The organism is Mesorhizobium sp. P3_A10 (assembly GCF_056403175.1).
In genome coordinates this window covers 335,644-356,480 of sequence record NZ_JBFUFZ010000002.1, presented here as the reverse complement: position 1 = coordinate 356,480, position 20,837 = coordinate 335,644, and the positions used below count along the sequence as shown (strand labels likewise).

Here is a 20,837-nt window from a genome sequence, read left to right as displayed (position 1 = left end):
CATCAGTCGTCTCGATCCGGGCGGGGGTTGAGCGCAAGCAGCGTCTGGCGGGCGCGCTCGAGAAAGGCGCGGCGTTCCTCGCCGGGCGCAATCGTCACCGCCGGGCCGAAGACGACGCGGCACAGAAGCGGCACCGGCAGGAACTGGCCCTTGGGCAGCACGCGCGACATGTTCTCGATCCAGCACGGGATGAGCTCGACCTCAGGCCGCGCCATCGACAAATTGTAAAGGCCGGAGCGGAACGGCAGCAACTCCGCATCGGTCGTGTTGCGGGTGCCCTCGGGAAACAGGATCAGCGAATGGCCGTCGTCGAGCACCGACAGCATGATCGAAATCGGATTCTGCGTCTCGTCGGTCCATTGCCGGTGGATGAGCACGGAAGACAGCATGTCCTCGGCGATGAAGCGGCGCAGCCGCGACTTGCCCCAATACTCGGCCGCCGCCACAGCATGGGTGCGGGCGCGCACCTTTTCGCTGAGGCAGGCCGACAGCAGGATGAAGTCGCCATGGCTGGCATGGTTGGCGAAGTAGATGCGCTGCCGCTCCGACGGCTGGCTGCCATTCCAGATCGGCCGCACGCCGGTCACCACCCAGGCCAGCGCCGACAGGCCGACCGAGGTCACCGTCTGCAGCAAGGTGAAGGTGTTGGCGCGAATGTGAAGCTTTGTCATCGACGGGCTCAAAGGAATGCCGCGACGAACGAGGCCGCCGCAAACAGGCCGAAGGCGATGCGCTGCTTCGCAAGCAGGCGGCGCGTGCCTGCCATGCGCTGGTCAAGCGTTCGGCCGCCGGCAGCGGTGGGTTTCAGCCGCATGCGCGCCAGCACATCGTCGACCGCAGCACCCCCGCCGGCCTCGCTGGCGTGACTGGCCATCAGTCGAAACAGCAGCGCGTCGAATAAAAGCAAGGCAGAGAAAGCGAGGGCGGCCACGGCACTCGCCGCGGCAACCAGCCACGCGACCGCTACCGGTGTCGTCTGCGGCGCGGCCACCAGGCCAATGATCGGCGCCGCCATCAAGGCGGCCACCACCAGCAGGATCGGCCACGCCGCCTGCAGCATCAGCCCGGCGGCGAACGCCTCGGCCTTCTCGGGAAAATTCTCGCTCATGCAGGCTTGTCCACCTCGCTGTGAAGATGCACCGGCCGGCCGGACGCCGCGAGCTTTTTTCGCGCCTGCGCCGGCGTGTGCGAGCGGCCGGACACAACCAGCCAGTCGGCGACGACGGCAGCACTGCGCTGGAAGCCAAGCGCGCAGCAGACCAGCACCGTGCCGCGCCTGCGCGCCAGCTCGATCGACGCCACCGCTCGCTCCAGCGCATCCCTGGGCGGCGCCACTAGGTCGAGCATGGCAACGCTGATCCAGCGGCAGGTCGTCCCGCGCGGCCGTTCCAGTTCGCCGGCAAGGTCGATCACCGTGCCGAAGCCGTTGGCTTCAGTGGCAGTCGGAAAGCGACCAAGGAAGACGCCGTCGGTGATCGCCACCTGCGGCTCAAGCTTGCGCGTCCATATCAACACATTGACCCTGGCGCCAAACCGGTAAGGCAGCAGCAAAATGCGACTGGCCAGCGACGCGGTGCCATCGGCCGCTTTCTGGAAAACACGCGGGCCGGCCCCGGCATAGCCGAAGGCGACGATGGCCAGCGCCAGCGCCGGCCATAGCAGGATGAGCGCGATGGCAGAGGCGAACGCCCCGGCAGCGGCCGCGGCCAGCGCAAGGGCGGCGCCAAGGCCATAGAGCCGCGCCAGCCGCCGCGCCTTCGGATCGGTGGTCAGCTTGAAACCGGCGAAGGGCAGGTCGCCCTGGGCCGGAAACAGCCAGAGCGCGAAAAAGCCAAGCAGCGCCCCGGTCGGGATGTCGATGAAATGATGCTGCCATGTCGTCAGCACCGAGGCGCCGATCAGAAAACACCAAGCGTGCCAGATGGGTTTGAAGACGTCGCCCAGGCGAAACCGCCCCAGAGCCTGGCGCCAGTGATCCCAGATGATCACCAGCAGCGCAATGTGCAGCGACGGCGCCTGGTTGAACGGCTTGTCGAAGCCGCCGAGCACTGCAAACAGGAAGCCCGGCAAGCCTGTGGTCGCTGGCCGCACGAAAGTCGCCGTCAGCGGAAACAGGATGAAGCAAGAGACGGCAACGAATTGCGCGGTGAGATAACGGCCGGCGAGGCGGTTGACGCCGCTCTTCGTGTCGTTGAGCAGCAGCGACAGGCCATAGAACAGGTTGATCGACCAATAGGGCACGATCGTCCAGGCCATGAACGGAATGAGATGTTCCCAGCCAAAGACGATGCTGCCGACATGGTCGCGCTGCGATGCCAGCCAGTTGGCGAAGCCGTAGGTCGAGTAGAACAGCGGCGCCAGCAATGCCAGCCAAAGTGCGGCCCTGAGCACGATGCCAAAATAGGGTTCTCGCGCCGGGGCAGGGGCAGGATCGGAGATCGGCACGGCCATGGTTCTCAGACGCGCCGCGCGACCGAAACGGTGAAGATGCCCCACTGGTCGATGCGCTGGTCGATCTTCTCGAAGCCGGCCGCGGAAACCAATTGGTCCATCTCGCCTTGCGTGCGCCGCCGCATCACCCAGGCCTGGCCGCCGCGATGCGAGGTAAGGCTGCGCGCGATCATTTCAAGCTGCGGGTGCCAGGGCTGGTTGGTGTAAAGCAGCAGGCTGCCGGGCTGCATGGAGCTGGCCAATCCACCCAGCGAGCGGGCGATCAGCGCGTTGTCGGCAAACAGCTCGTAGAGCCCGGAGACGATGGCGAGGTCAGGCGCCGGGTCGAGGCCCGAAAGCATGGCGGCATCGAAGGCGTCGGCCTGGCGGAAGGTGACGCTTTGCGGCAGCTGGCGCGCGGCGATCAGCTTGCGGCCGAGCCCGACATTGAGCTCGGAATAATCCTGCAGCCGCACACTCGCTGGCGGCTCGGCACATTTGGCGACGGCATCGAGCACGTAGCGGCCATGGCCGGCGGCGATGTCGACGATGTGCACGGGCCGCCCGGCGGCCTTCAGCGTCTTGGTGGCCGAACCGATCAGCTCTTCCAGATGCAGTTTGCGCTGGCGGATGCCACGCCAGCCGATGGCGTCGAGGAAGGTGCGGTCGATCATGCGGCCGACAGGGCTGATACCACGCGCTTCGTTCTCATAGACATAGTCGAGCGTCGAACCGGAATCGAAGCCGGTGGCGATGCCTGTCTTCATGCCCGTGGACAGCCAGGCGCCCATTCGGATCGAGGCGCGGCTCATGGCCCAGTAGAGGCCTTTCGGCGACAAAAGCAGCAGAGGCGAGGCCAGTTTGTCGGACTCATCGCGTGTGTAGCTGGCGCGGTCGGCGCTGGTCAGGTCGATCTGCTTTTCCGGCGTGGCGAACTGCTTTTTCAGGAACGGCCGGATCAGGTCGAGCGCCTGGCTGCGATCGCGCTCGCCCAGCGTGTCGTGGAAGAAACCGGGCAGCACATGCCGCTCCTTGGCCGGGCTCGCCAGATTGACGAAGAACTCGTGCTGCGGGCCGTGCCGCACCACCCAGTCGCTGCCCGAGATCAGCAACTGCGTCGGCACGGTGATGGCGCGGGCGTCGGCGACGATGCGGTCGGCATGAGCATAGAGCTCGACCAGCAGGTTGGAGGCGATTGGCCGCGTGATCAGCGGATCGGCGTCGAAGGAGGCGATGCGCTCGGCATCATGCGTCAGGAATTTTGCCTTGACGTAGGAATTGACGAAGAAGCGGCCCTTGAGCTTCTGCCACAGGGCGATGCCCTCCTTGGCGAAGGGCACGTAGAGCTTGACCGAAAAGGCCGGCGAGGCCACCACCAGCGCGCGGATATCGGGCGCATAATCATGCACCCAGGCGGCGGCCAGCACGGCGCCGAAGGATTGCGCGATCAGCGCGATATCGCGCTGGCCAAAGCCGTCTCTGCCGATTTCGCGCACCAGGCAGTCGATGTCGCGCACCAGAGCGGCAAAGGACGGCGCATAGCCGCGCTCGCCGGCCGAGCGGCCATTGCCGCGCGCGTCCCAGGCATAGAAGGCGTGGTCAGGCATGGCCAGTTCATCAACCAGATGCGCCATCCGCCCGCCATGCTCGTGGCCGCGATGGAACAACAGGATGGCGCCCTTGGGCGTTTCCCCGACCGCCGGCCAGTAGCGGTAGAAGATCTCGGTGCCGTCATGGCTCTTGAAGGTCCGCTCCTGTGCCACCCGCTCGAGGTTTTTCGGCGCGGCGGCGATATTCTGTTGGTGGATCATGTCTTCCCTCTGGCGGCCGGGTCTCTGACGATTTGTCATCAGTTGCCGCCCGCTCTAAGGCCGCTGCGTATCCGGTTGATGGCGGTTATCAGCGACAGTGTAGCCATGGCCGGAAACACAAACGGCACGATCGCCTGCATCCACAGGCCGCAGGCGATGAGGAAGCCGATGACGCCGAGCGCCAGCGCCCGATCGCTTTTGCCGAACGGCCCGGCATAGTTGCGCCCGCTGCCGGCGGCGACGCCGAGCACGCCGGCATATTCGGCGATGACCGCCGCAATGGCGAAAGCGACCACACCCCAGACCGGGAAGAGGGCGGCAAAGGCCAGGATCAGCGCCAGGTCGGAGACGACGTCGCAGAGTTCGTTGAGATACATGCCGAGCTTGGAGGCCTGTCCGTGTTCCCGCGCCAGCATCCCGTCGATGGCGTTCAGCGCCATGCGCGCAAACAGCACCACCGGCATCAAAAGGAAGACCGCGCGATGTTGGGCAAAGGCGGCGGCCAGCAGGCCGGTGGCGATAGAGAGCACGGCGGCGAGCAGCGTGATCTGGTTGGCGGTGACGCCGGCTTTGGCCAGTCGGTCGGCCAGCGGCCGCAGCTTGGCCTGGAAGGCCGGTTTCAGAGCATAAAGCGTCGGCATGTGCGATCCCCCAACCGCGGCTCATGACAGTGTCGCAGAGATTGGTCAATCGGCGGGCGGGACGCAAGGGATGGGGATGCCAGACTGGCAAGAAGAACTGTTCAGCTCGAGTTCGGCATCCGAACCCAGCCGCCGACCCAGCGCGGCAGGAAAGCCGTAATCGCATTCGCCGTGGCCTCGGCATGGAGTCTGTCGGCCAACGTCTCGATATCAATTTCCCCCGCAGTCGCCAGTCCCAGTCGCTCGATGTGCGGTAAGACTGTTCGCAGCAGATCGGAGTAGTACCACAGCGGACCTTGGCTGCCGGCTGCCGCATACTGGAACGAAATGACCTGCGGCCACGGCAGGCAGGCCTTGTGGAACACGCGTCCGATATCGGAACCTAGGCCGGGATTGAGCCCGGCGCCTTCGAAGGCGCCGACGATCCAGTCGATCACACGCTGAAACAGGGCCGAGTGGGGCACCGTGCCTAGCAGGCGCACATCGAATTCGAGCATTGCCACGACGCCGCCTGGCCGGACGTGACGAGCGAGGCGCTGCAGGGTTGCGGAAGGGTCCTTCAAATAGGCCAACACGAACCGGCCGACGAGGGCGTCATACATCCGCAATGGCTGGTAGGTATCGAGATCGGCATTCTCAAACTGAATATCGAGATCTGCAACCTCGGCGACCCGTTGCTGTGCAATCGCGATGACTCCACTGAGCGCTCGATCCCAAGAACGCTTCCGGCCGGACGGACAATGCGGCCAGCCAACATGGAAACATCGCCAAGGCCGCTGCCAAGCTCCAATACGCGCATGCCGGGCGTCAGACCCGCGCGGCGGAACAGCGCTTCCGTTTCCGGCTCAACCAGGGCGGCCTGCTTCCTCAGCCTTTGCCCTTCACTGTCAGTCTGACCCAGAAGGTACTCGCTTGTATTGGCCATTTCGCCCCCCTCCGATTTTAGACTACTCCCAAGATGCACAGTGTCGCTTGATGTTGCGATCATATCATATCGTATCGCAAGGCATTCGCTATCGACGGCGCGGCCGCAGCCAACCCAGTCGTTTTCCATCAAATAATAACTTTACAAGTATCCGTGACTATGTGAGGAGGAAGCCTCCAAAGGGTCAACCATGACAACCAATCGTTTCGCCACTCGCCTGAATTCCTTTGCCTCGCGGCCGCAGGTCGAGTGGCCTGATCTCACTGGCAAGCCGTCGCTGATGCAGATGGCCACCCGCGCAGCCAAGGTCGACGGGCTCACCGACCTCGATCTCAACTTTCCCGACCATGTCGCTGAAAAGCCTGCCGAAATCGCGCGAAAGCTTGGCGATCTCGGGCTTTCCATCAATGGCTTTGCCATGCGCTACTACTCCAATCCGGCCTTCAAGCTCGGTGCTTTCACCAATCCGGACCCGGCAGTGCGCCGCGAAGCCATCGACCTGACCAAGGCCGGCATCGATGCCGTGCGCACGGCCGGCGCCAGTCTGATGACGCTGTGGCTCGGCCAGGATGGCTTCGATTATGCCTTCCAGGCCGACTATGCGACGCTGTGGCAACACGAAATCGATGGAATTCGTGAAGTTGCCGCGCATGATCCCGATTGCCAGATCAGCCTGGAATACAAGCCCAACGAACCGCGCTCCTACAGTCTGATGCCGGATGCGGCGACCACCTTGCTGGCGATCCGCGATGTCGGCCTGCCCAATCTCGGCGTCACGCTGGATTTCGCCCATGTGCTTTATGCCGACGAACAGCCGGCCTTCGCCGCCGCGCTGATCGCCCGCCACAGCAAGCTGCTCGGCGTGCATCTCAACGACGGCTACGCCAAGCGCGACGACGGCCTGATGGTCGGCGCGGTGCACACGCTGCAGACCATCGAACTGCTGCGCCAGATCCGCCGCGACGGCTACGCCGGCGCCATCTACTTCGACACCTTCCCCGACATGACCGGGCTCGACCCGGTGCGCGAATGCGAAGTCAACATCGCCACCGTCAAGCGCATGCTGCGCGTCGTCGACCGGCTGGAGAAGGACAACCGGCTGTCCGCCGCCATGGACAGCCAGGACGCCGTGACGTCGCAGGCCATCGTCCAGGAAGCCATGCTAGGGTCGTGACGAGGGGATTTGGATGACGTTGAGCAATCTCGATCTGAAAGCCGTAGGGCCGCGCATCCGCATGATGATGCCGCATCTCACGCCGCTCGAGGCCAAGGTGGTGGAAACTGTTTTTGGCCGGCGCGGTTTTGACGAGACCATTCCGCTGAAGCAGATCGCCGAGGAGGCCGGCGTGTCGGAGGCGATGGTGGTCAAGATCGCCAAAAAGCTTGGCTTCTCCGGCTATCGCGACTTTCGCACCGCCGTCTACGAATACAGCCGCCTGCCGACCGCCGAGATGCACCAGGAATTGTCGGTCGACGACAGTTCGGCCGAGATCGTGCAAAAAGTGTTCCGCACCTCAATCCAGGCGCTGGAGGAAACGCTCTCCATCCTCGACATGGACGATTTCGACCGCGCCGCCGACCTGCTCTACCGCGCCAGGAACCGCGACTTCTACGGCGTCGGCGGCTCGGCGCAGATCGCGCGCGACGTCTCGCACAAATTCCTGCGCATCGGCATCCGCGCCTCAGTCTATGATGATTCGCACATGATGCTGATGTCGGCCTCGCTGCTCGGCGCCGACGACATCGCCGTCGGCTTCTCGCATTCCGGCAACACCTCAGCCGTCATCGACGCCATCCATCTCGCCCGCAAGAGCGGCGCTCGCACGCTGGCCATCACCAACTACGACAACTCGCCGCTGGCCAAGATTGCCGACATCGTGCTGTGCTCGACCGCGCAAGGCTCGCCGTTGATGGGCGAGAACGCGGCGGCGCGCATTGCCCAGCTTAACATCCTCGACGCGTTGTTCGTGGCCGTCGCGCAGCGCGACTACCAGGCGGCGGAGCGTAATCTTGGCCGCACCATGTCGGCGGTGACATCGAAACGAAAAGACCGGGGCACATGACGCCGTCGACAACGCCTTTGGTCACCGTCTTCGGCAGCCTGCATTACGACATCATGGTCGACGCGCCCGACCGCCCGCGCAAGGGGGAGACGGTGACGGGCCATGCCTGGCAGCCGAAATGCGGCGGCAAGGGCGGCAACCAGGCGGTCTCAGCGGCGCGGGCCGGCGTGCGTGTGGCGATGATCGGCGCCGTCGGCGACGACGATTTCGGCTCGGCGCTGCTCGCCAATCTCGATCGCACCGGCGTTGACCGGCGCTTCGTGCGCGTGGCGGCAGGCGCCGGCTCCGGCATGAGCGTGGCGATCTTCGACAGCGATGGCGACTATGGCGCGGTCATCGTCTCCGGCAGCAATCTCACTTTGGGCGATGACGACATCGCGGCTGCCGGCGAGGTGGTTGCACAAACGGCTGTGCTGTTGCTGCAGAACGAGGTGCCCGACGGCGCCAACGTCGCTGCCGCCCGCGCGGTGAAGGCGCAAGGCGGCCGCGTCGTGCTCAACGCCGCACCGGCGCGAAAACTCTCGGCCGAATTGATCGCGCTGATAGACATCGTCATCGTCAACGCCATCGAGGCGGAATTTCTGGCCGGGGTTCCGGTGGTCGACACGCTTGCCGGCGCCACCGAAGCCGCGCGGCGGCTCATCGATACCTACCCCTCGGCGATCGTCACCGCTGGCGGCGAGGGCGTTGCCTATTGCGACCGCACGGGCACGGCCTTCGCGCTGGCCGCCATCCCGGTCAAGGTCGTCAGCACCCATGGCGCCGGCGACGAATTCGTCGGCGCCTTCGCGGCAGGGCTTGCGCGTGGCCGCCCGTTGGAGGCGGCCATCGCCGCCGCCAACGCGGCCGCTGCCTTGCTGGTGGCGACGCCGGAAGGGGAGCGCGGGGCGCTTTGAGCGACATCAGCCCTAGCCCCGGGACTTGCTGCGCGTCTCGCCATGGGTGGTGACGCGGTCGATGTCGGAACGGCTGAGGCCGATATCCTTCAGCATGAAGTCGGGCATCGCCTCCAGATGGCGGCGGCTTTGCCGTGCGCGCCAACCGCGTCCGACAGCAGCCAGCATGGTTCTGAGCGTGATGGTCATGGTTTCTCCATTGGGAATGCAGCAAGCCGGTCGGGCCCGGCCTGCTGCAAAAGATCGTGCCCAATCAAAGTGATAGAGCCGGATCTTGATTCAGTCCGGGATGGCTAGCCCCTGGCGTGCGCCGTCTCCGGCCCGATGAACGCAGCGATCTTCGTGATCTTGTTGGCGGGGAAGCCGCCCTCGCGGGCATGCCGCTCGACGGTGTCGGCGCTGTCGGCTTCGTGGACGCAGTAGATCTTGTCGCCAGCGACATAGCTCGTCACCCAGGTGTAGGGTTCGCCCAGTCCGGCCACGACTTCGTTGGACTTCGCCGAAATATCCCTGAGCTCAGCCGGGCTGAGCTTGTCTGCGCCCGGGATCTCGCGCTCGATGATGAATGTTGGCATGGGTCGATCTCCATTGTTACGTTGACGTTTGTTGCGTTGACGCCGCCTTGGAACCGGCCGCCGTTGGATCTTGCGTGCCGGGCTCGCGAAAAAACGGTGCGGAGCCGTCACACGCTTGGTCACACGGGTGCAGTCGACGGGCAGGGCGGTTGCTGTCGAATGGTGGGAAAGGGCGGTCTTGATGGGCAGGAAAATCAGGCTTCTCGGCGAACCTGCGATCTTCGATGCCGATGGACAAAGCCAGCCGGTGCGCGGCCATCAGGCCTGGGCGCTGCTTGCCCGCGTTGTGCTGGCGCGCGCCCCGCTCGACCGCCGCAGCCTGGCGTCGGAACTGTTTCCCGAAACCGTCGATCCGCTGGGTTCGCTGCGCTGGTGCCTGGCCTCGCTGCGCAAGGCGCTCAACGCTTCGGAATGCCTGAACGGCGATCCGGTCGAATGCAATTTTGCCGGGGATATCGAGGTCGATGTGCTGCGGCTTGACCACGACGATTTCGACGTCGAGGTTGCAGACCCGCTGCTCGGTACGCTGGAGCCACGCTGCAGCCCGGAATTCTCGACCTGGCTGCTGGTCGAGCGCCAGCGCATTGCCGGCATTGTCGAAGCCAGGATCAGGCAGGAAACCATCCGCGCGATGGCGGTCGAGGATTATGAACGCGCCGTCAGGCTGGCCGGACTTGGGGTGCGGCGCAGCCCCTATGATGAGGGTTCGCATATTCTTCTGGTAAAAAGCCTGGCGCTGGCCGGGCGTTACCCCGCAGCGCTCGAGCAGGTCGAAGCAACCGAGGCGGTGTTCCTGGCCGAGCTTGGTGAAAAGCCTTCGGCCGCCTTGCGCAGTGCTGCGCGGCGTACCATCGCCTCGCAGCCTGGCGGCATTTCACCGGAAGCCTTCGTTAAGTCGCTGATGCAGTCCGGGCTTGCGGCGCTTGCCGCCGGTGCGGCCGACGCCGGCATAGATTGCTTGCGCCGCGCCGTCCGCGACGCCGAGAAGATCAAGGACCCGCATCTCAGCGCCACAGCCGCTTTCGAGCTTGGCACCGCGCTGGTGCATTCAGTCAGGGGTTATGACGATGAGGGCTCGATCCTGCTCAGCCAGAGCACCGAGCTGGCCCGCAAGGCCGGCAGCGCCGGCATCGCGTCGGCGGCCTTTCGGGAACTGGGCTATGTCGAGGCACTGGCCGGGCGCCGGCCGACGGCCGCCGCCTATCTGGCGCAAGCGGAGGGCCTCGCCGAGGACAGCGACGCGTTGGCTGGCATCCATGGCGTCATCGGCTTCAACCTGGTCGACTGGGGCCGGGTCGAAGACGGCATGGACCACTATGCCGTCTCGCTGGAGCATGCCCGCTCGGCCGGCAATCGCCGCCGCGAGATCTGGTCGCTGGGCCTGGGCGGCTGGGGCCTGCTTGCCGCCGACCGGCTGGAGGAAGCCGACAGCTGGCTGGGCGATTGCCTGACCTTGGTCGACGAGCAGCGCTGGATTTCGTTCCGGCCGTGGCCGGTCGCGGTGCTGAGTGAATCCCGCACCCGCCAGCAGGCGCCCCCGCAGCAGCTGAGGCCCAGGCTGGAAGAGGCCTTCGCGCTGAGCTGCCAGATGAACGACCCGTGTTGGGAAGGCGCGGTGGCGCGCGCGCTGGCGCTGACCTATGCCGCCGAAGATGCACTGCCGCAAGCGATGGAGTGGCTTGGCGAGGCCGGCCGACGCTGTGCGCGCGATACCGACGTCTACGCCGCGCTACAGGTGGAGATCCTGGCCAGCCAGGCTGAGATCAGCCTCAAGCAGGGCCGCCCGGAAGTCGCCGACGCCTTCGGCCGCGAATGGCTGGCGCTGGCCGCCCGCACGCACAGGGATGCGCATGTCGCGCGCGCTGCGGCGTTTATTGGTGGGCAGGGGTAGGGTGTGGGACCCACTCTTGCCACCTCCAATGCCGCGCCGTATGTCATCCCCTCGATGAGTGAAATCGAATTCCGTCGCGCGCAAGCCCCCGACCTGCCGGCGATCGTTGCCATGCTTGCCGATGATGCGCTCGGCGCGGGGCGGGAGGATCCGTCGACGCCGCTGGCGCGCTCCTATCTCGATGCCTTCAAAGCCATCGACGCCGACCCGAACCAGCTGCTGATCGTGGCCGAGGAGGCCGGGCAGGTAGTCGCAACCTTGCAGCTCACCTTTCTTCCCGGCATTTCCAGGGAAGGCGCCTGGCGAGGCCAGATCGAAGCGGTTCGCGTCGCGCGGCAATTACGCTCGCGTGGCGTCGGCAAGCTGATGATCGAATGGGCGATTGAACAGTGCCGAGCGCGCGGCTGCAGCTTCGTTCAGCTCACCACCGACAAGGGGCGGGCGCAGGCGCACGCTTTCTACGAGCGCCTCGGCTTCACCGCCAGCCATCTCGGCTACAAGATGGCGTTGTCGGTCGAGCATTGACAAACCAGCCTTTCGCTCTGATCCATCTGTGTCATGATTTACGATCGATCCTGGCTTGAACAAGCCTTTCGCGCCAAGTCCCGGCCCAAATTCCTGTTCTTCTGGGGGCATCAGCCGTCCAGGGACGGCACCATCACCGCCTCCTGCTTCAGCCAGTGGTGGCATGCGCCGTTCACCGTCGATGGGCTGAGCTATCCGACGGCGGAACACTGGATGATGGCCGGCAAGGCGCGCCTGTTCGGAGATGATCAGGCGGCAAGTCAAATCCTCAAGGCGGGCAGCCCGAAGCAGGCAAAGCAACTCGGTCGGCAGGTGAGCGGCTTCGATGGCGCCAGATGGGATGCCGAGAAGTACCGCATCGTGACGGAAGGAAGCTTGCAGAAGTTCCGGCAGAACCCGGCTCTGCGCGCGTTTCTTCTGTCGACCGGTAACCAGGTGCTGGTCGAGGCGAGCCCCGTCGACCGGGTCTGGGGCATCGGCCTTGCGGCCGATGACGAGAAAGCGGCAAACCCGTTGTTGTGGCGCGGCGAGAACTTGCTTGGATTTGCGCTCATGCAAGCGCGCGACCGGCTGCGCTGAGGCAAGGGCGCCCCCGGCTTCAGTCCCCGTCGCCGGAAGCTGCTTTGCCGCACTGGGCCAACACCTTGCCGATGGCGGCGGATGAGCCCGCAAGCGGAAAGCTGTTCTCGCCATATTTGTCCGAGGTGACCGTGACATCGCCCTTGGAGCGCAGCAAAGCGAGCAACGGGTCGGCGCTTTCCAACTGCACGGTGAAGTAATTGTACATCGCCTCGAGATCGAGCTTCTTGGTCACGGCCTTGTCGCCGGCCTTGAACACGAACGAGCCGCTGATGCCGGGCTCCAGCGCTTGGCCGGCGGCGCCCAGGTCATAGCTCAGCACCGGCTTGTCGAAACAGGCCAGCATCAGGTTCGCGTCGGCTTTCGGCCCGCCACAGACCGAGGCCGTCAGCACGCTGCCGCCTTCGTCTTCTTCCATCTTTGCGGTCCAGGTGCACGGCGCCGCAAACACCGGCTGCGCGGCCTGCAGTGCGGCCGCGACGGTCACGATGATTTTCGCCAATCCGCTTCTCATGATTGCCCCTCCCGCGCCATCGCGGCATCCGCAGTGCCGAATAGGTGATGCCGTGCCGTTACGCTGATAATTGGCGAAAACGGCTGAGCGCGCAATCTCCCTCCTCGTGGGAGAGATGCCCGGCAGGGCAGGGGGGCGCTGTCCCGCCGGCACATCAACAAACTGCTACTGGGCTATTTCGAAGCCCTGCACGACATCGCCGGCGAGCGTTCGTCCACGGTGGTGTTCCTTTGCTGCCGGTAGACCTGCTCAGCCAGTTTTTGAAAGGGGAAGGTGGGGAAATAGGGGGGAGGGCGGCAGCGCCCGGTCGCACCGCCGTCGCAAAATCGCCGCTCTTGCCGGAAATCATTCGGAACCAGCTTCGTGGCATGGGGGGAGCCATGACGAGACTATCGATCATTGTTGCCCTTGTCCTCGCAAGTTCCGCGGTGCGGGCAGGCGACATACCCTATGCGCCCTCAGCCGATGTCCCCGACTATGTTGCGACTATGACGGCAGCGGAAGGATCGGCCGGGTCCCATACGAGGATCGTCACACATCATGGCGGCTGGGTCCGCATCGACGAGGGCCAGGGCACAACCTATGGAAATCCGTCAAAGCGAATATCAGTCGCTTTCCAAAGGGATGCGCAGGCGGGCCTTTCTTTTGTTTCGATAAGCCGTGAGACGTCGACATCCTACGAACGAATTCGCGCAGTAACCGAAACCGGCCAGACCGAGACACATGCCGGCGAGCGATGTGACGTGCGGGAGGTTCAGCGGCGCGATCCAGACAACCGGAACCCCGCACTGCAATGGCTGAGTTGCCTGACAGCCGACGGTATCGAGATTGCCACCAAGGTGTTTTTGAACGGCTCGCTGCTGCCACCCACAACGCTTGTCAAACTCGAACGCCGGCCAGTGCCCGCCGAGGAGGTCGAGCTGCCAGCCAACTTGCTTGATGTTGCTCAATGGTTGCACTTCGACGACCAGCCGGCTGCAAACGCCGTCACACGGCCTCCGGATTTTTCCATGCACATGCAATGGAATGGTGCGGTCAGGGTACTGCGGCGGCATGACCCGTGGATCTACAACGAAACATCCTATCCGGATGGCCGGCGAAAACTAAGCATCCGGAACGCCCGAACGGGACAGGAATTGTTTTTCGGGGCGGCCAAGGGGGGCGCGTTTGAGCGCATCCTCCTATGCCAGAAATGTCGGCCCGGAGATCTAATGTCTATCGTCCTTGGCCATGACATCATCCCCAAGAGCATCGGTCGCACGGACAGTGTCCTCGGCGAGACGTGCGACTGGTTCGACATGGCACCGGGCATAGCCGATGCGGACCTCTCCCAGTGTCTGACGCGGGACGGAATTCCGCTGAAGATCGACAGCGGTGGGGCATGGACGCCGCAGGAAAAATTTGTCGCCGATGAGATTCAACGCAGGGACCTCAAGCCCGACGAGATCCTTCCGCCCAGCGATGTTCTGACACGATCGAACTGGGACATTCCCGGATAGGCCGAGATTGGCGAAAGGGCTCGAACTTGAAGCGCCCTGGATCAGCTTTGAGGGCGAGGAACCCGGGGCCGGAATAATGCCTCGATCCTTTGCGGCCCCCCTCTGGCCTGCCGGCCCCCCACGAGCGGGGAGATTCGGCGCCCAGCCGTTAGCCAATCGCCGGCGCCACTCCCTACATCATGGATTTCGGCGAAATCGCACCCATATCTTGTTTAAGGAGCTTTGAGCGTGAACCTCGCGCGTGTGGCCCTTCTTGCCGCGGCTTTCGTGGCCGCTGTGGTCGTTTGTCCCTCTTCCGCAACAGGAGAGGCGAGCGGCCGGGAGAGGGTTGCGCTGAACGTCGAGATAGACGGCGCCATCGGTCCGGCGAGCGCCAGGCAGCTCAAGGAAGCGCTGGCGGTTGCCACAGGGCGAAACGCCGAGGTCGTCATCCTGCAGATTGACACGCCCGGCGGACTGGTCACCTCGATGCGCGAGATGATCGCCGACATCCTCGCCTCGCCGGTTCCGGTGATCGGCTATGTCGCGCCGGCCGGCGGCCATGCGGCCAGCGCCGGCACCTACATCCTCTACGCGACCCATGTGGCGGCGATGGCCCCCGGCACCAATCTGGGAGCGGCAACGCCGATCGAACTCGGTGGGCCGCTGCCATCGCTTCCCGGTCCCGGCGGCGACAAGGACACCGGCAAGGACCAGAAGAACGCCACCGGGCCAACGCCGGCGGGCGACGCAATGATGGCCAAGGTGACGAACGACGCGGTTGCCCTGATCCGTTCGCTGGCCGAACTGCGCGGGCGCAATGCCGACTGGGGCGAAAAGGCCGTGCGCGAGGCGGCGAGCCTCTCGGCCAATGCGGCGCTGCAGGCACATGTCATCGACTTCGTCGCCCGCGACACCACCGAACTGCTGCAGCTGGCCGACGGGCGGACGGTCGAGGTGTCAGGCAAGAAGCAGATGCTGGCGACCAAAGGGCTGCCGGTCGAAACGCTCGATCCCGGCTGGTTCATCCGGCTTCTCGGCGTCATCACCGATCCGAACATCGCCATCGTCCTGATGCTGGTCGGCGTCTACGGCATCGTCTTCGAGTTCACCAGCCCGGGCGCGGTCGCGCCGGGCGTGATCGGCACGATCTGCCTCGTGCTCGGGCTCTATGCGCTCAATCTCCTGCCGATCAACTATACCGGCCTTGCCTTGATGCTGCTTGGCATCGCCTTCCTCATCGTCGAGGCCTTCAACCCCACCGTGGTGCTTGGGCTGGGAGGCGTGGCCGCCTTTCTGCTGGGCGCTGCCATGCTGCTCAAGATCGAGGGTCCCGGCTTCGAGATGTCGTGGGCCGTCATCGGCGCCGCCGCGGCCTTGACGCTTGGCCTGGCGCTGTTGACCGGAAGCTATCTGTGGGCGGCGCGCAGGAGCCTTCCGCGCGTCGGCGCGCAGGCCATGCACGGACTGCCGGCCGAAATCCTCGACTGGTCGCAGGGCGAGGGCCATGTGCTGGCCCAGGGCGAGCGCTGGCGGGCGAAAGCCGATGAACCGCTCGCGCCGGGCGACAGCGTCGAGGTGGCCGAAGTCAAGGACCTAGTGCTGACGATCCGGCGCCGGAGGTGAGTCTTTGTTTTGAGCATGTCCCAAACCGCTGCACATTTTTGGGCGACATGCTCTGATAGTGGAGCAAGGCAATGAGCATCGGTTATGTGGCCTATCTCGTTCTGGCGCTTGTCGTGGTCATGTTCCTGTCCGCGGCCATTCGCATCCTGAGGGAATACCAGCGCGGCGTGGTCTTCACGCTCGGCCGCTTCACCGGGGTCAAGGGTCCCGGCCTCATCATCCTGGTCCCCTTCGTGCAGCAGATGGTGAAGGTCGACCTGCGGGTGGTGGTCCAGGACGTGCCGCCGCAGGACGTGATCTCGCGCGACAACGTCTCGGTCAAGGTCAACGCGGTGCTCTATTTCCGCATCGTCGACGCCGAGCGGGCGATCATCCAGGTCGAGGATTTCATGGCCGCCACCAACCAGCTGGCGCAGACCACGCTGCGCTCGGTGCTCGGCAAGCACGAACTCGATGAAATGCTGGCCGAACGCGACAAGCTCAACAGCGATATTCAGGAGATCCTCGATCAGCGGACCGATGCCTGGGGCATCAAGGTCTCCAATGTCGAGATCAAGCATGTTGACCTCAACGAGAGCATGATTCGCGCCATCGCGAAGCAGGCCGAGGCCGAACGGCTGCGGCGCGCGAAAGTGATCAACGCCGATGGCGAACAGCAGGCGGCGGCAAAACTCGTCGAGGCCGGCAAGATGCTGGCGGCCGAGCCGCAGGCCATGCAGCTGCGCTACTTCGAGGCTCTGCACGACATCGCCGGCGAGCGCTCGTCGACGGTGGTCTTTCCGGTGCCGATGGATATTATCAGCCATTTCATCAAGCAACCCGGCGAGCAGAAGTGAGCGGGTGAGGAAGGGGAGCCCGCGGCGGCGGCGCCGATCTTCCCGCCACGCCGTCCCCGGCGCTGTCCACCGTGCTGATTCTCATCGATACTTCCGAGTATTTCGAAAATTGTGCCGGCCAGGCCGACAAAGTTCGGACGATTTCCTGTCGAAAACAGCAGTGAAATTGTCGTGCATGGCATGGATATTGCCAGCTCTGGACAAGAGGTGATCTGGCCCAATACATAGAACTTCCAAGTGAAGACGCGCGCGCAGAAAAGGCTCGGTTGCCCTTGAAAAAGAACGTCTTCTCATCCAACGATCTGCCGGCCCATCTCGACGATCAGGCGCGGTTCGCCCTCTGGCAGGACATCCACGTCGCTGAGATATGGTCAGTCGAATATGCCACTTCGGACCATTTGCCGTTTGCGGCTGATATCGAAGCCCGGGCCGTCGGGCAGCTGGTGCTCGGGCAGATGGCAGGAACGATCCGGCATGCCAGCCGCAAGGCGAGCAACATCGCCGCTGACGGCCGCGACGGCTACCTCCTGCTGGTCAACAATGGCGATACGATACTCAGTGGCGCCCAGGTCGGCCGCGACTATCACGTGGGCAAAGGGCAAGCCGCTCTGGTTTCGGCTTCGGAAGCGCTGCAAATGATCGGCGGCGACAAGAATATCTGGGCGAATGTGGTTGTTCCCCGCGCTGTACTGGAGAAGGCCTTCGCTCATATCGACGACCGGCTGGCGCTGACCATCGGAGCCGACAACGAGGCCCTCGACATGCTCAAGCGCTATTGCCGCTTTCTGGAAACCGGCCCCGACCTGGTCTCGCCCGATCTTGTCACCCATGCCACCGAAACGATCGTCGATCTCATCGGCCTGGCGTCCGGCGCCAAGGGCGAGACCGCCGACCTGGCGGGCCTGCGCGGCCTGCGCGCGGCAAGGCTGCAGGCCATCCTGCAAAAGATGCGGGAAAATTTCGCCGATCCTGCCATTTCGGCCCAGAGTGTCGCCCAGCAACTGCGGCTCTCCGTGCGCTATGTTCATGATCTCTTGCAGGAAACCGGGGTGAGTTTCGCCGAGCGCATTCTCGAATTGCGCTTGCAGAGAGCCCATCGAATGCTCTCCGACAGGCGCAACGACCGGATGCGGATCAGCGAGATCGCACTGCTCAGCGGCTTCTCCGACGTGTCCTATTTCAATCGCTGTTTCCGCCGCCGTTTCGGCTCTACGCCGAGCGGCGCCAGGTAGTCTCAGCGGCCACGAGTCCCGCCAAATGCATGGCGCGACAATCGACTGCGGCTGAATGGCCACACCGGCCGGGAAAGTGCTGCGGCGCGCTCCAGAACAATTCGGGTGCGGCTCAGCCCAAGACGCGGCCGGCGGACAATGCAACACCGGGTTGTCGACAACAGCTGGATCTCCGCGAAGCATTTCCGCGGCGGGGGACGCAACATTTTTGGGGCAACAAATTGACAATGAAAACAATTCTTCTCGCCACAGCCATCATTCTCGCGCCTGTCGGCCTGGCATCCGCCGCGGACATCAGTGAGGGTTCGCCTGTCGCCGCCTACGACTGGTCCGGCCTCTACGCGGGCGTTCACTTCGGCTACGTGGCCGGAAAATCCAATTTCTTCATCGCCGGCGGCGGCATCGGCGGGGCCACCGACCTCGACCTTCCCCTCGATCCAGACGGTTTTATTGGCGGTATTCATATCGGCGCCAACTACGAAATGGCGAACCGCTTCGTCATCGGCGCCGAGGCTGACCTCACGTATAGTAATGCAGATGGACTGACACCCCTCGATGCTGGTGGCGGTGGTTTCAGCACATTGCTTAAGAGCGAACTCAAGTGGTCGGGTGCGGCGCGGCTGCGAGCGGGCTACGCATTCGATCGGACTTTGCCCTACATCGCTGCCGGTGTGGCCGCGGCAAAGTATGAAGTGACTGCGATCGGTGCCAGCGGCCCCAGCGTCATTGAAATACCATTCCACGATGAGACCCATGTCGGCTGGACCGTTGGCGCCGGCATCGAGCACGCCTTCACCGACAGATGGATCGCGCGGGTCGAATATCGCTACTCAGACTTCGGCAGCAAGGATCTCTCGATAGCAGCCGGTCTTCTCACTGAAACGCATGTCGATCTCAAGACGCAGGATGTCCGGTTCGGCCTCAGCTACAAGTTCTGATCTGCCGGACCGAACAAACCCCGCGCCGGCCTTTTCCGGCGCCGGGGGAACGCAGCATTTCTGGGGCAGCAGACAAACAATGAAAACTATTCTTCTCGCTATAGCCTTGATTCTCGCACCAGTCGGCATGGCGTCCACGGCGGACGCCAATGAGTCCATGCCTGTTGCCGCCACCTACAACTGGTCCGGCGCCTATATTGGTGCCCAGGCCGGATACGCCTGGGGAGATGCAAGGGTCGGGCAGACCTTTGCCCCGGGCAGCTTCGACAACTACGGCTGGGGCTACAGTCCGTCGGGTGGCTTCGGCGGATTGTATGCCGGTTTCAACCATCAATTCGACGGTGGGCTGGTTCTCGGCATCGAGGGCGACTACAGCTTCGCCAGCGTAAAGGACACTACTCTCTACCGTGCGCTCGGCGTTGATGATCCGGCCTTTGGTGGCGTGCTCAAGCTGGACCAGGTTGGCTCCATTCGCCTGCGGGCGGGCTACGCGATGGATCGCTGGCTTCCCTTCGTCACCGGCGGCCTGGCAGTGGGGTCGTACAAACACACCACTGTGGATCTTCCCGGCAGCGTTCCCTACGCCGACGTCAAGGACACGATCACCGGCTACACGCTGGGCGCCGGTACCGAGTATGCCGTCACCGACAATTGGGTGGTTCGCGGCGAATACCGCTTCGCCGATTTCGGCCACCACACCTCTGTGCGTCACTCGACCTTCGACGGGGCTCCTATCGGTTCGGATGCAATCGAATTGACGACGCACGATATCCGGCTCAGCATCGCCTACAAATTCTGATCCGCTGCTCATTTTCCACCTCCGGGCGCCGGTCCGGAACAGACTCGCATTTCGCATTTGAGGGCCTTGATGCTTCGTTGTTCAATCGTCGTCGCGACACTGATCGCCGCGACATCCGCTTACGCCGCGGACACCGTCCAGCCGCTCGCCGCGGAGACGGTGGCGACACCGCATATTTCCGGTTACGGCGAACTCTATCTCGGCGGGCTTCGCTTTGTCGGTGACGACTACACGACCCGGGCCGGCGGCGGTGCCGCGCGCGTCAACGTTGCGTTTGCGCAGCGCTGGAACCTACAAGGTGACGTAACCTACGACAGCATCTGGGGTCACTATGCCCCGCTTTACGAGACGCGCGGTGCGGTCCACGTCTACTACCGTGATCCCGACAGCTTCGCCGCCGGCGTCTTCGCTGCCTACACGTCATTCGGCATCGACAGCAATGTGACGGCGTACAATTATGCGGTCGGCCCGGAAGCCCAGCTCTATCTCGGCAATCTCACCCTTTACGGCCAGGCCAGCATAGGTCAGCTCACCATCAACGCCTTTCGCGGCAACCAATGGGGTGTGCACGCCACGGCGCGCTATTTCGTCCAGAAGAACCTTCGCCTCGATGGCGAGCTCGCCTTCAACAGAACGAACTACGGTATCGACGAGGACGTCTTCGGCGTTGCTGTCCAGGCAATGTACCGTTTCGACGAAACACCCTGGTCGTTGTTCGGTCGCTATCAATTCGAACGGACGAAAGTCGAAACGTTCAGCCACGACACCAGGGCCAACAAGTTCGTCATCGGCCTGCGCGCCAGCTTCGGCAGCGACTCGCTGTTCGACGAAGACCGCAACGGAGCGACCATGGACACCTACAGGCCCGCCTCGGCGATCAGCACGAAGTAGGGGCGAAGCGTAATCTCCCCCCTTGTGGGGGAGATGTCCGGCAGGACAGAGGGGGGCGCTGTCCCGCCGGCATCTCAGCCGATCAATGTAGCACACGCTTGCAAGTTGCCCGGTGTGCATAAGGTTGTCGGAGAGGTTGGCGTTCCTTCGCGCCCCCCTCTGCCTTGCCAGGCATCTCCCCCACAAG

22 protein-coding genes and 1 pseudogene are annotated in these 20,837 nt (G+C 64.0%); 13 read left to right on the top strand and 10 right to left on the bottom strand.

What is annotated here, in order from left to right; genetic code table 11:
- Positions 1 to 2: 2 nt before the first annotated feature.
- The 7 genes and pseudogenes from AC1DXU_RS08535 to AC1DXU_RS08505 all read right to left on the bottom strand — a co-directional run.
- Positions 3 to 671 (bottom strand): lysophospholipid acyltransferase family protein, encoded by a 669-nt coding sequence (locus AC1DXU_RS08535; protein ID WP_477242159.1) that lies wholly within the window; start codon positions 669 to 671, stop codon positions 3 to 5.
- An 8-nt stretch (positions 672 to 679) separates the two neighbouring features.
- Positions 680 to 1,108: a hypothetical protein gene (locus AC1DXU_RS08530; RefSeq protein ID WP_477366964.1), complete on the bottom strand. Its 429-nt coding sequence runs from the start codon at positions 1,106 to 1,108 to the stop codon at positions 680 to 682.
- Complete coding sequence (locus AC1DXU_RS08525; RefSeq protein ID WP_477366961.1) at positions 1,105 to 2,451, bottom strand: phosphatase PAP2/dual specificity phosphatase family protein; 1,347 nt, start codon at positions 2,449 to 2,451, stop codon at positions 1,105 to 1,107. Before AC1DXU_RS08525 ends, AC1DXU_RS08530 begins: the two co-directional genes overlap by 4 nt.
- Positions 2,452 to 2,456: 5 nt before the next feature.
- Positions 2,457 to 4,238, bottom strand: coding sequence for a bifunctional alpha/beta hydrolase/class I SAM-dependent methyltransferase (locus tag AC1DXU_RS08520; RefSeq protein WP_477368904.1), 1,782 nt, complete (start codon positions 4,236 to 4,238; stop codon positions 2,457 to 2,459).
- Positions 4,239 to 4,279: 41 nt separating this feature from the next.
- The gene (locus AC1DXU_RS08515; RefSeq protein ID WP_477366958.1) at positions 4,280 to 4,882 is read right to left on the bottom strand and encodes a CDP-alcohol phosphatidyltransferase family protein; all 603 of its coding nucleotides are present in this window, start codon (positions 4,880 to 4,882) and stop codon (positions 4,280 to 4,282) included.
- 101 nt (positions 4,883 to 4,983) lie between these two features.
- Positions 4,984 to 5,568 carry a methyltransferase domain-containing protein gene (locus AC1DXU_RS08510; protein ID WP_477368902.1) on the bottom strand — a complete coding sequence of 195 codons (585 nt, stop codon included), beginning with the start codon at positions 5,566 to 5,568 and terminating at the stop codon, positions 4,984 to 4,986.
- Between the two features lie 20 nt (positions 5,569 to 5,588).
- Positions 5,589 to 5,807: pseudogene (locus AC1DXU_RS08505) on the bottom strand (class I SAM-dependent methyltransferase); the annotation flags it as partial.
- A 190-nt stretch (positions 5,808 to 5,997) separates the two neighbouring features.
- On the opposite strand from AC1DXU_RS08505, the gene AC1DXU_RS08500 reads away from it, so the two are divergent.
- The 3 genes from AC1DXU_RS08500 to AC1DXU_RS08490 are packed head-to-tail and all read left to right on the top strand — an operon-like array spanning position 5,998 to position 8,766.
- Complete coding sequence (locus AC1DXU_RS08500) at positions 5,998 to 6,981, top strand: TIM barrel protein (RefSeq protein ID WP_477366955.1); 984 nt, start codon at positions 5,998 to 6,000, stop codon at positions 6,979 to 6,981.
- Between the two features lie 13 nt (positions 6,982 to 6,994).
- A complete protein-coding gene (locus tag AC1DXU_RS08495; protein WP_477366952.1) occupies positions 6,995 to 7,870 on the top strand; it encodes a MurR/RpiR family transcriptional regulator in 876 nt (291 codons plus the stop codon).
- Positions 7,867 to 8,766: a ribokinase gene (locus AC1DXU_RS08490; RefSeq protein WP_477366949.1), complete on the top strand. Its 900-nt coding sequence runs from the start codon at positions 7,867 to 7,869 to the stop codon at positions 8,764 to 8,766. Before AC1DXU_RS08495 ends, AC1DXU_RS08490 begins: the two co-directional genes overlap by 4 nt.
- Before the next feature lie 12 nt (positions 8,767 to 8,778).
- Here AC1DXU_RS08490 and AC1DXU_RS08485 read toward each other — a convergent pair whose 3' ends face one another.
- The gene (locus AC1DXU_RS08485) at positions 8,779 to 8,955 is read right to left on the bottom strand and encodes a DUF1127 domain-containing protein (protein ID WP_477366946.1); all 177 of its coding nucleotides are present in this window, start codon (positions 8,953 to 8,955) and stop codon (positions 8,779 to 8,781) included.
- Positions 8,956 to 9,059: 104 nt separating this feature from the next.
- Complete coding sequence (locus tag AC1DXU_RS08480) at positions 9,060 to 9,341, bottom strand: DUF4242 domain-containing protein (RefSeq protein ID WP_477242181.1); 282 nt, start codon at positions 9,339 to 9,341, stop codon at positions 9,060 to 9,062.
- Positions 9,342 to 9,522: 181 nt separating this feature from the next.
- Between AC1DXU_RS08480 and AC1DXU_RS08475 the strand changes: the two genes are divergently transcribed.
- The 3 genes from AC1DXU_RS08475 to AC1DXU_RS08465 are packed head-to-tail and all read left to right on the top strand — an operon-like array spanning position 9,523 to position 12,336.
- Complete coding sequence (locus tag AC1DXU_RS08475; RefSeq protein ID WP_477366943.1) at positions 9,523 to 11,232, top strand: BTAD domain-containing putative transcriptional regulator; 1,710 nt, start codon at positions 9,523 to 9,525, stop codon at positions 11,230 to 11,232.
- 54 nt (positions 11,233 to 11,286) lie between these two features.
- Positions 11,287 to 11,757, top strand: coding sequence for an N-acetyltransferase family protein (locus AC1DXU_RS08470; protein WP_477368900.1), 471 nt, complete (start codon positions 11,287 to 11,289; stop codon positions 11,755 to 11,757).
- A gap of 33 nt (positions 11,758 to 11,790) precedes the next feature.
- Entirely contained in the window at positions 11,791 to 12,336 is a 546-nt protein-coding gene (locus tag AC1DXU_RS08465) for an NADAR family protein (protein WP_477366940.1), read from the top strand.
- 19 nt (positions 12,337 to 12,355) lie between these two features.
- On the opposite strand, the gene AC1DXU_RS08460 is transcribed toward AC1DXU_RS08465, so the two are convergent.
- Positions 12,356 to 12,850: a hypothetical protein gene (locus AC1DXU_RS08460; RefSeq protein ID WP_477366937.1), complete on the bottom strand. Its 495-nt coding sequence runs from the start codon at positions 12,848 to 12,850 to the stop codon at positions 12,356 to 12,358.
- A 230-nt stretch (positions 12,851 to 13,080) separates the two neighbouring features.
- On the opposite strand from AC1DXU_RS08460, the gene AC1DXU_RS08455 reads away from it, so the two are divergent.
- The 7 genes from AC1DXU_RS08455 (at position 13,081) to AC1DXU_RS08425 (ending at position 20,650) form a co-directional block, all read left to right on the top strand.
- A complete protein-coding gene (locus tag AC1DXU_RS08455) occupies positions 13,081 to 14,349 on the top strand; it encodes a hypothetical protein (RefSeq protein WP_477366935.1) in 1,269 nt (422 codons plus the stop codon).
- A 228-nt stretch (positions 14,350 to 14,577) separates the two neighbouring features.
- Positions 14,578 to 15,954: an NfeD family protein gene (locus AC1DXU_RS08450; RefSeq protein WP_477366932.1), complete on the top strand. Its 1,377-nt coding sequence runs from the start codon at positions 14,578 to 14,580 to the stop codon at positions 15,952 to 15,954.
- Between the two features lie 71 nt (positions 15,955 to 16,025).
- Positions 16,026 to 16,790 carry a slipin family protein gene (locus tag AC1DXU_RS08445; protein WP_477316664.1) on the top strand — a complete coding sequence of 255 codons (765 nt, stop codon included), beginning with the start codon at positions 16,026 to 16,028 and terminating at the stop codon, positions 16,788 to 16,790.
- Positions 16,791 to 17,062: 272 nt separating this feature from the next.
- Positions 17,063 to 18,022, top strand: a complete 960-nt coding sequence (locus tag AC1DXU_RS08440) for an AraC family transcriptional regulator (RefSeq protein WP_477316666.1) — start codon at positions 17,063 to 17,065, stop codon at positions 18,020 to 18,022.
- Positions 18,023 to 18,051: 29 nt separating this feature from the next.
- Entirely contained in the window at positions 18,052 to 18,960 is a 909-nt protein-coding gene (locus AC1DXU_RS08435) for an outer membrane protein (protein WP_477366929.1), read from the top strand.
- Positions 18,961 to 19,039: 79 nt separating this feature from the next.
- Complete coding sequence (locus AC1DXU_RS08430; protein ID WP_477366926.1) at positions 19,040 to 19,759, top strand: outer membrane protein; 720 nt, start codon at positions 19,040 to 19,042, stop codon at positions 19,757 to 19,759.
- 69 nt (positions 19,760 to 19,828) lie between these two features.
- On the top strand, positions 19,829 to 20,650 hold the full coding sequence (locus AC1DXU_RS08425) for an outer membrane beta-barrel protein (protein WP_477366923.1): 822 nt from the start codon (positions 19,829 to 19,831) through the stop codon (positions 20,648 to 20,650).
- Positions 20,651 to 20,837: the final 187 nt, after the last annotated feature.

Bases quoted from the DNA above. Each gene is read 5' to 3' on its own strand.
- AC1DXU_RS08465 (WP_477366940.1), top strand. From the start codon at position 11,791: ATGATTTACGATCGATCCTGGCTTGAACAAGCCTTTCGCGCCAAGTCC.
- AC1DXU_RS08460 (WP_477366937.1), bottom strand. From the start codon at position 12,850: ATGAGAAGCGGATTGGCGAAAATCATCGTGACCGTCGCGGCCGCACTG.
- AC1DXU_RS08435 (WP_477366929.1), top strand. From the start codon at position 18,052: ATGGCGCGACAATCGACTGCGGCTGAATGGCCACACCGGCCGGGAAAG.
- AC1DXU_RS08430 (WP_477366926.1), top strand. From the start codon at position 19,040: ATGAAAACTATTCTTCTCGCTATAGCCTTGATTCTCGCACCAGTCGGC.
- AC1DXU_RS08515 (WP_477366958.1), bottom strand. From the start codon at position 4,882: ATGCCGACGCTTTATGCTCTGAAACCGGCCTTCCAGGCCAAGCTGCGG.
- AC1DXU_RS08425 (WP_477366923.1), top strand. From the start codon at position 19,829: ATGCTTCGTTGTTCAATCGTCGTCGCGACACTGATCGCCGCGACATCC.
- AC1DXU_RS08470 (WP_477368900.1), top strand. From the start codon at position 11,287: ATGAGTGAAATCGAATTCCGTCGCGCGCAAGCCCCCGACCTGCCGGCG.
- AC1DXU_RS08445 (WP_477316664.1), top strand. From the start codon at position 16,026: ATGAGCATCGGTTATGTGGCCTATCTCGTTCTGGCGCTTGTCGTGGTC.
- AC1DXU_RS08495 (WP_477366952.1), top strand. From the start codon at position 6,995: ATGACGTTGAGCAATCTCGATCTGAAAGCCGTAGGGCCGCGCATCCGC.
- AC1DXU_RS08480 (WP_477242181.1), bottom strand. From the start codon at position 9,341: ATGCCAACATTCATCATCGAGCGCGAGATCCCGGGCGCAGACAAGCTC.
- AC1DXU_RS08485 (WP_477366946.1), bottom strand. From the start codon at position 8,955: ATGACCATCACGCTCAGAACCATGCTGGCTGCTGTCGGACGCGGTTGG.
- AC1DXU_RS08525 (WP_477366961.1), bottom strand. From the start codon at position 2,451: ATGGCCGTGCCGATCTCCGATCCTGCCCCTGCCCCGGCGCGAGAACCC.
- AC1DXU_RS08530 (WP_477366964.1), bottom strand. From the start codon at position 1,108: ATGAGCGAGAATTTTCCCGAGAAGGCCGAGGCGTTCGCCGCCGGGCTG.
- AC1DXU_RS08490 (WP_477366949.1), top strand. From the start codon at position 7,867: ATGACGCCGTCGACAACGCCTTTGGTCACCGTCTTCGGCAGCCTGCAT.
- AC1DXU_RS08535 (WP_477242159.1), bottom strand. From the start codon at position 671: ATGACAAAGCTTCACATTCGCGCCAACACCTTCACCTTGCTGCAGACG.
- AC1DXU_RS08475 (WP_477366943.1), top strand. From the start codon at position 9,523: ATGGGCAGGAAAATCAGGCTTCTCGGCGAACCTGCGATCTTCGATGCC.
- AC1DXU_RS08500 (WP_477366955.1), top strand. From the start codon at position 5,998: ATGACAACCAATCGTTTCGCCACTCGCCTGAATTCCTTTGCCTCGCGG.